1 protein-coding gene is annotated in these 860 nt (G+C 78.6%); it reads left to right on the plus strand.

The features are described from left to right. The coding region (locus tag AC1DVP_RS21280; RefSeq protein WP_477185471.1) for an ATP-dependent helicase C-terminal domain-containing protein at window positions 1-860 on the plus strand (860 nt) is incomplete at both ends.

The following is an 860-nucleotide window of genomic DNA, read 5'->3' on the forward strand; positions in this document are numbered from 1 at the left end:
GCCCCCGGGTTCGGCGCTCGTCGGTCTGCCGTGGCTCGCGGTCGCCGACGCCGACCGCGGCGCCGGCGGCCGCGACGCGACGATTCGCTCGGCGGCGCCCCGCGATCTCGACCTGGCGACGGAGGCCGCGCCGGCGCTGCTGCGGGACGAGGAGACGGTCGCGTGGGTGCAGGGCGCCGTCGTCGCGCGGCGCGTGCGCAGGCTGGGCGCGATCGAGCTGACGTCGGTGCCGCTCCCGAACCCGCCCCGCGAGCTCGTCCTGGCTGCGGTGTACGAGGGTCTCGCGCGCGAGGGCCTGTCGATGCTGCGCTGGTCCGAGGCCGCCACCGCGCTGCGCCGGCGGCTCGCGTTCCTCCACGCCGCGCTGGGCTCGCCGTGGCCGGACGTGTCCGACGACGCCCTGCTGGCGGACCAGGACGCCTGGCTCGACCTCTCGGGGGTCCGTGGGCCGCGGGACCTCCCACGCGTCGGCGGGCTCCGGGCGCTGCGCCGGTTGCTGCCCTGGCCCGACGCCGCGCGGCTCGACGAGCTGGCTCCCGAGCGGCTCACCGTGCCCAGCGGCTCGAGCGTGCGCGTCGACTACTCCGCGGACCAGCCCGTGCTGGCCGTGCGGCTGCAGGAGACCTTCGGCTGGCGGGCGACGCCGCGCCTGGCCGACGGGCGCGTGCCGGTGCTGCTGCACCTGCTGTCCCCGGCGGGACGCCCGGCCGCGGTCACCGCGGACCTGGAGTCGTTCTGGCGGAACGGTTACCCGCAGGTCCGCGCCGAGCTGCGCGGGCGGTACCCGAAGCACGCCTGGCCCGACGACCCGCTCGAGGCGGCGCCGGTGCGCGGCCTCAGCTCGCCACGCCCGCCTCGTC

Source organism: Flavobacterium sp. P3_A6 (assembly GCF_056403035.1).